The sequence below is a fragment of the Paracoccus sp. (in: a-proteobacteria) genome (assembly GCF_032007265.1).
In the GTDB taxonomy this organism is placed as follows: Bacteria; Pseudomonadota; Alphaproteobacteria; order Rhodobacterales; family Rhodobacteraceae; genus Paracoccus.
Genome location: NZ_DALZMB010000045.1, coordinates 21,846 through 28,255, shown reverse-complemented (window position 1 = coordinate 28,255; position 6,410 = coordinate 21,846). Strand labels below are relative to the sequence as shown.

At 59.5% G+C, this 6,410-nt stretch carries 8 protein-coding genes; 3 read left to right on the top strand and 5 right to left on the bottom strand.

Going from position 1 to position 6,410, the window contains the following annotated elements:
• Positions 1-179: 179 nt before the first annotated feature.
• Positions 180-929 (bottom strand): DUF1013 domain-containing protein, encoded by a 750-nt coding sequence (locus RTS12_RS11135; protein ID WP_312528449.1) that lies wholly within the window; start codon positions 927-929, stop codon positions 180-182.
• A gap of 190 nt (positions 930-1,119) precedes the next feature.
• On the opposite strand from RTS12_RS11135, the gene RTS12_RS11130 reads away from it, so the two are divergent.
• Positions 1,120-1,767, top strand: a complete 648-nt coding sequence (locus RTS12_RS11130) for a ribonuclease T2 (protein WP_312528447.1) — start codon at positions 1,120-1,122, stop codon at positions 1,765-1,767.
• 306 nt (positions 1,768-2,073) lie between these two features.
• Here RTS12_RS11130 and RTS12_RS11125 read toward each other — a convergent pair whose 3' ends face one another.
• Together RTS12_RS11125 and RTS12_RS11120 are read right to left on the bottom strand one after the other, a co-directional pair.
• The gene (locus RTS12_RS11125; protein ID WP_312528453.1) at positions 2,074-3,051 is read right to left on the bottom strand and encodes an NAD(P)H-quinone oxidoreductase; all 978 of its coding nucleotides are present in this window, start codon (positions 3,049-3,051) and stop codon (positions 2,074-2,076) included.
• An 11-nt stretch (positions 3,052-3,062) separates the two neighbouring features.
• A complete protein-coding gene (locus tag RTS12_RS11120) occupies positions 3,063-3,758 on the bottom strand; it encodes a COQ9 family protein (protein ID WP_312528445.1) in 696 nt (231 codons plus the stop codon).
• A gap of 108 nt (positions 3,759-3,866) precedes the next feature.
• Here RTS12_RS11120 and rpsU point away from each other — a divergent pair, with 108 nt between their 5' ends.
• Positions 3,867-4,073, top strand: a complete 207-nt coding sequence (gene rpsU, locus RTS12_RS11115) for a 30S ribosomal protein S21 (protein ID WP_011748553.1) — start codon at positions 3,867-3,869, stop codon at positions 4,071-4,073.
• A gap of 90 nt (positions 4,074-4,163) precedes the next feature.
• On the opposite strand, the gene RTS12_RS11110 is transcribed toward rpsU, so the two are convergent.
• Entirely contained in the window at positions 4,164-4,622 is a 459-nt protein-coding gene (locus tag RTS12_RS11110; RefSeq protein WP_312528442.1) for an Lrp/AsnC family transcriptional regulator, read from the bottom strand.
• Positions 4,623-4,768: 146 nt separating this feature from the next.
• On the opposite strand from RTS12_RS11110, the gene ald reads away from it, so the two are divergent.
• Entirely contained in the window at positions 4,769-5,887 is a 1,119-nt protein-coding gene (gene ald / locus RTS12_RS11105; protein ID WP_312528440.1) for an alanine dehydrogenase, read from the top strand.
• Between the two features lie 76 nt (positions 5,888-5,963).
• Here ald and mscL read toward each other — a convergent pair whose 3' ends face one another.
• Positions 5,964-6,404 carry a large conductance mechanosensitive channel protein MscL gene (gene mscL / locus RTS12_RS11100; RefSeq protein ID WP_312528438.1) on the bottom strand — a complete coding sequence of 147 codons (441 nt, stop codon included), beginning with the start codon at positions 6,402-6,404 and terminating at the stop codon, positions 5,964-5,966.
• Positions 6,405-6,410 lie beyond the last annotated feature (6 nt).

Here is a 6,410-nt window from a genome sequence, read left to right as displayed (position 1 = left end):
ATGCCGCACAAAGCAGCCCGGATGACCTGCAGCCAAGCTGGCAAAGCAAAAGATCCACCACCTGAGCGCGCCCGCAAACAGCCAGAAATGGCTTGGCTCAAACCCTGTTTGGTTCTGGGTTCACAATGAAAAAGCCCGCCTTTCGGCGGGCCTTTCTTATCAGCATCCTCAGAGAGGGATCAGCGCTGATCCTCGTCCTCGTCTTCATCATCCGCATCAGGCAGGTTGAAGAAGCTGTCTGCATCCAGTTCCGGCTCGGGTGCAGGCTTGTCCTCTTTGCCAAGGCCAAAGCCTCCAAGGTCGCCCAGCCCCGAGGGCATACGCGGCTCTTCACCCATGGCCAGCGAGGCCTCGGTGCTGACCAGCTTGCGACGCTCGTCATCGGACATGACGTCACCGCCTGCCGCATGTTTCTTGGCTGCTTTCTGAACCGCGGCATCCAGCTCGGTCTGACGGCAAAGCCCAAGCGCAACCGGATCGATCGGCGTGATGTTCTGGATGTTCCAATGGGTGCGGTCGCGGATCGAGGCAATGGTCGGTTTGGTCGTGCCAACCAGCTTGGCAACCTGCGCATCGGCCAGCTCGGGGTGGAATTTGACCAGCCACAAAATCGCGGCAGGACGGTCCTGACGCTTGGAAAGCGGCGTATAACGAGGGCCGCGGCGCTTTTCCTCGCCCTCGGCAGCAGGGTTATGCTTGAGGCGCAATTTGTAGATCGGGTTTTTCTGCCCTTTCTCAATTTCACTCTCATCAAGCTGGTTCGACGCGACAGGATCAAAACCTTTCACACCGACGGCAACATCGCCATCAGCGATGCCCTGAACTTCAAGCTCGTGCATACCACAAAAATCGGCGATCTGCTTGAAACTCAGCGTCGTGTTGTCGACCAGCCAAACAGCGGTGGCCTTGGCCATCAGCGGCTTGCTCATCTGTGTCTCCTTCGCAATAACTCTTTAGGCCGGGAAAACGGCTCGTGGCGGGCGCCATTCCATTTTCAGTGGGGGAATTGACAGGATATATAGTCAGTTTTGTGCCGTCGATAAAGCCCGAATCTCATGGCCCGAAGCCCATGACCGGAATCTGAACACCAAACCGCATCAGCCAAAAGAGTGCCATGCCATGAAACCCATCCTAACGGCACTTATGATGCTGATGGCCTTGTTGCTGCCACAAAGCCGCCCCGCCAATGCCGCCGATCGGGCCGGAGAGTTTGACTATTATGTGCTGGCGTTAAGCTGGGCACCAAGTTGGTGTAATACCGTAGACAATCCCCGCGATAGCATCTCATGCGATCGGGGTCGCAAAATCGGCTTCACGGTTCACGGACTGTGGCCACAATCCGAACAGGGCTGGCCAAGCGATTGCATAACCCGGCAATCCGACCCCTCGCGTCGTGAAACCCGCGAGATGCAGGATCTGATGGGGTCCTCTGGACTGGCCTGGTATCAATGGCGCAAACACGGAAGATGCTCTGGTCTTGCCGCAAAGGATTACTTCGCGCTGATGCGCAAAGCTGCTGAGCAAATCCAGACCCCGGAGGTTTTTTCCAAACTGTCGCGCGAGGTCTCTTTGCCCGCCAAGGTCGTCGAAGAGGCCTTCATCGAAGCCAATCCAAGCCTGGACCGCAAAAGCGTGACGGTGACCTGTCAAGGCAATCATTTCCAAGAAGTGCGTGTCTGCCTTGCCAAAGACCTAAGCCCACGTGCCTGCGCCCCGGATGCGAGCCGCGACTGCACCCGCAATGTCTTGATGCCTGCGCCCCGCTGACGGAACAGTTCAATGCCTCCGGCGGGGATATTTTTTTACATGAGAGACGACAAAAGCGGCCACAGCTACGATTGATCGGGCCTTTGCTGGCGAAACGATTAGAAACGCACACACCCCGCCCGATCAGGTCGATGGCTGGGGTGTGGCGTCTCCCATGACGGTCATCGGCGTCCCCGCCTGTACCGTAGGAAAACAATAACTCCGATTGTTTAAGCTTTGCCTAATGGCACCAGCCTATCCATTTCTTCCATGCAGAAATATCCCCGCCGGAGGCAGGTATTCTCGAAAGCTTTAACGACACAGCCTTTAGCCGATGGGCGCCACTTCGAGCAGGATTTTTCCGATATTATGGCCTTCCTCCATATAGCGATGCGCCGCAGCCGCATCATTAAGTGAGAAGGTCTGATCGATAATTGGGCGCACCTGCCCTGCAGCGACAAGCGGCCACAGGTCGCGTTGCAACTGCGAGGCAATTCTGGCCTTGGCCAGATCGGTTTGCGGGCGCAGGGTCGAGCCGGTGACGGTCAAACGACGGGTCATGATTGTCGAAAAGTTGACCTCAGCCTTCGCGCCGCCCAAAAAGGCGATCATCACCAATCGCCCTTCATAATCCAGCGCTTTCAGATTGCGCTCGATATAGGTCCCTCCGACCATATCCAGGATGACATTGGCGCCACCGGCTGCACGCAAAATCTTGACGAAATCCTCGCTGCGATAGTTGATGGCTTGCGCCCCAAGTCGCTCGCAGGCCGCGCATTTTTGGGCCGAGCCTGCCGTCGCCCAGACCCTTGCCCCAAGCGCGCGCGCGATTTGGATCGCGGTTGTGCCGATGCCCGAGCTGCCGCCATGGACCAGGAAACGCTCTCCTGCCGTCAGGCCGCCGCGCAGGACCACATTCGACCAGACGGTATAAGATGTCTCGGGCAGGCCCGCCGCGTCTTTCAGATCTAGTCCTGCCGGGATCGGCAGCGCGTGATCTGCCGGGCAAGGGACATATTCGGCATAGCCGCCGCCGGGTAGAAGCGCGCAGACCTCTTGGCCCTCGCGCCAGCGCGTCACCCCGGGCCCGACGGCCGCGACCCAGCCTGAGCATTCAAGCCCGGGCAGCTCTGAGGCCCCCGGTGGGGGGGCATAGCTGCCAGCCCGTTGCAACACGTCAGGTCGGTTGACCCCGGCCCAAGCGACACGGATCAGGATCTGGCCATGCCCGGGCACCGGCACCGGGCGCATGCTCGGGCGCAGAACCTCGGGGCCGCCCGGAGCAGTGATTTCGACAGCACGCATCATTTCCGGGATCACTCATGATCTCCTTTTGGGCCAGTGGTCAGAGTGTCGGGATGGATCTGGCCCGGCAAATTGCGGTTGACCGGTTTGCGGATCCAGCCGGTGGCGAGATCCCCCAGCATACCCATGCCCGGCACCTTGCGCGCAAACGCCTTGAGGCTTTCGAAGCGCATGACGCCATCGATACGGCGATCCAAGAAGGCACGGGTCTGGCTGTGATCAGCGGATTCGTCGCCCAGCCAGTACAAGACTGTCGCGCCATATACCGCCGAAAGCGTGGCGCGTTTTGAATACCAGTTCACATCCTCGGATCGATCGCCCAGCCCGCTCCAGATCGTATCCGCACTTTCCCACAACAGCCGCGCACCAAGAGCCGCATGTTGAGGCAGCGCCAGAATCGCAGCCCCGCCACGCACCAGCTCGCGGTCCGCACCCTCAAGGCGCTGCATGACCGCGGCAGTGATCCGGTCCCGAAAGCGCCCGGTTGGCGGCGTTTCCTTTAGCCAGCGGCGCAGCGCTGCATCACCGCGTCGGTGAAAAGCCGCGGCCAGCCCTGCCCCGCCCTGGGGCAAATAGACCTGCGCCAAGGCAGGGTCCATTCCAAGGTCGCGCGCGGCTGCGGCGATCGCCTTGTCATTCATGCCATCGAAGATCGCATGGCCGAGGGCCGCATCGATCAATCGGTCCCTTTCGCTTTCGATCGTCATCAGATCTCTCCAATTCCCGGAATTTCTGGACAAAGCGGATTTGCCCTGCTATCAGGCCGCGACCTGCAATTCTGCTCAACTCTAACCTAGGAAGGTGGTGACAACCACATGCAGGTAAGTGTTCGTGACAATAACGTCGAACAGGCACTTCGCGCTCTGAAGAAAAAACTTCAGCGTGAGGGGGTTTTTCGTGAAATGAAGCTCAAGCAGCATTTCGAGAAACCGTCGGTCAAGAAAGCCCGTGAAAAGGCCGAGGCCGTGCGCCGTGCCCGTAAGCTGGCACGCAAAAAAGCGCAACGCGAAGGCGCGCTTTAAGTCGTCCGTCTGCCGGATGGCAGCCTTTGGACAAAACCCCCGGCCTATTCGCCGGGGGTTTTTCTTTTTTCATCAAGGCATTGCCAGCGATCAAAACGGCAGCGCCGTCGTAAAGGCCACGCGGCGAAGTGAGAAGGACGAATGCAGCTGGGCCACCCCCGGTAGCTTCGCCAGACGCTGGCGGTGGATACGCGCAAAGTCATCGGTGTCCTGCGCCACGACCTTCAGCAGATAATCCGCCGATCCCGCCATCAGGTGACATTCCAGCACGTCGGGAATGGTGCGCACGGCACGCTCGAAAGCCTCGAGCAATTCATCGGCCTGTCCCGATAATGTGATCTCGACAAAGACCGTGGTTGGGCGCTGCATTTTGCGCGCGTCCAAAAGCGCGACATAGCCGCTGATGATCCCCTCCTCCTCAAGCCGCTGCACCCGGCGGTGGCAGGCGCTTGGCGACAGACTGACCTTGGTGGCCAGGTCCGCATTGGTCATTCGACCTTCCTTTTGAAGTGCAGCCAATATGCGTCGATCGATTGCGTCTATTTCCAAAACTGTCACCATTCCTGCGAAAAACAGGCCCATTAAAAGAATTATCTTCGATTCTAGCGTATAACAGACCAAGGTTTAAGAAGATTCTTCGTTGATTTTGGTGCACACCTCGAATTTAAGCGCGCGTGCAAGCAAGAGGAAATGCCATGAAAATCGGTTGCCCCACAGAAATCAAACCGCAGGAATTCCGGGTCGGCATGACGCCGGACGCCGTTCACGAGGCCAAAATGCATGGCCATGAGGTCTTGGTTCAAAACGGCGCGGGCATTGGCGCAGGCTTTTCTGACGCCGATTATCTGGCGGCGGGGGCAAGGATGATTCCTGATGCCGCGGCCGTTTATGGCGAAGCCGATATGATCGTGAAGGTCAAAGAGCCCCAGCCGGCCGAGCGCGCCATGCTGCGCAAGGGGCAGATCCTGTTTGCCTATCTGCATCTGGCCCCTGACCTGCCTCAGACCCAGGATCTGCTAAAATCCGGCGTCACCGCCATCGCCTATGAAACCGTCAGCGATTCGCGGGGCGGGCTGCCGCTTTTGGCACCGATGTCCGAGGTTGCGGGGCGTCTGGCGCCTCAGGTCGGCTCATGGACGCTGCAAAAGGCCAATGGTGGCTCGGGGATCTTGCTGGGTGGTGTGCCCGGTGTCAGCCCCGGCGAGGTGCTGATCATTGGCGGCGGGGTCGTGGGCGCTGCCGCGGCGCGGGTTGCGGTCGGCATGGGCGCGACGGTGACGGTTCTGGACCGATCGCTGACCCGCCTTTCCTATCTGGATGATCTTTTCATGGGCCGGCTGACCACACGTTATGCCACACGCGCCGCCGTGGCCGAGCAGCTGGTCCGCGCCGATCTGGTCGTGGGCGCAGTGCTGGTCCCGGGTGCGGCCGCGCCCAAACTGGTCAGCCGCGCACAACTTTCAACCATGAAGCCCGGCTCGGCCTTGGTCGATGTCGCGATTGATCAGGGCGGCTGTTTCGAGACATCGCGCGCCACCACCCACCAAGACCCGATTTATGAGGTGGATGGTATTTTGCATTACTGCGTCGCCAATATGCCCGGCGCTGTGGCGCGCACCTCGGCGCGCGCACTTGGCAATGCCACCCTGCCCTTCATGCTGGCTTTGGCCGATAAGGGCTGGCGTCAGGCGATTACTGATGATCCCCATCTGCGTGCAGGGCTGGCGATCCATGACGGCCAGCTGACCTCGCCCCCGGTCGGTGAGGCGCTTGGCCTGGCTGCGATCTCGCCCGATCAGCTGCTGGCGGGCTGAGCAATCAATGAAAAAGCGGCGCCCTTGCGGGGCGCCGCCAATCGCTTTCGCCAAGCGTCAGGCTTTGGGCCAGACCTTAGACGCGATGCGAGCGCAGCTCGTCGCGGATCTGGACCAACAGCTCTTCCTGGGTCGGACCTGCGGGGGTTGCGGCCTCTTCTTCGGCCTTCTTGCGGCTGGTCGCGCTTTGGATCTTGTTCACGCCCTTGACCAGCATGAACACCACCCAAGCGATGATCAGGAAGTTGATGATGGCCGAGATGAACGAACCCCAGGCAAAGATCGACGCGCCGCTTTGACGCGCAACTTCAAGGCTGGCATTGGGCGGCACGTCGCCTTTCAGCACAAAGTAGTGGCTGCTGAAATCGGTGCCGCCGGTGATCAAACCGATAATCGGGTTGATGATGTCAGAGACCAATGAGCTGACGATTGCCGTAAAGGCAGCGCCGATGATGATACCGACGGCAAGGTCAATGACATTGCCTCGGGCGATGAATTCCTTAAACTCTTTGATCATGTGGCT